The sequence below is a fragment of the Mesorhizobium sp. M7A.F.Ca.ET.027.02.1.1 genome (assembly GCF_004022985.1).
Lineage (GTDB): Bacteria > Pseudomonadota > Alphaproteobacteria > Rhizobiales > Rhizobiaceae > Mesorhizobium.
Genome location: NZ_RZOL01000953.1, coordinates 1 through 438 on the forward strand (window position 1 = coordinate 1; position 438 = coordinate 438).

Annotated in this window: 1 protein-coding gene; it reads right to left on the reverse strand. The window is 54.6% G+C overall.

The annotated features are described in order from the left end of the window. On the reverse strand, positions 1-438 hold a 438-nt coding region (gene minC, locus EN749_RS37185), incomplete at both ends, for a septum site-determining protein MinC (protein ID WP_128365166.1).

Consider the following 438-nt stretch of genomic DNA (forward strand, 5'->3'; position numbering starts at 1 on the left):
GCTCAGCGCCAGCACTGACGTGGCTTGTAACAATCAGATCACAGTTTGGTGCATAAATGCGCTGACCGGAACGAACCGGCACATCAATCATTCGCGTTTTTGTGACGGTAGTAACGTTTTGCACCACAGGAGGGGGCGTTTGCACGGCAACGGGGGCCGCACGCGAGGCTTTTTCTTTGCCCTCATTCAGAAGAGGCAGCCCCGCACGCTCAATTTCCGCTTTCAGCTCAGTATCTTTGCAGCCGCTGATGCCCACGATACGCAGTCCGGTCGAGGAGACGGCCTGCTGGAGAAGTTTCCAGTTAACCGGAGCCTCAAGACCGCTGACGTTGATAACAACAGGGGCGTGCTTCAGAAAGGCGGGAGCCTGGGCGATTTTGTCTTCTAACGCCTGACGAATAACCTCGGGTTTTGCATCATGCAAATGTACCACTGATA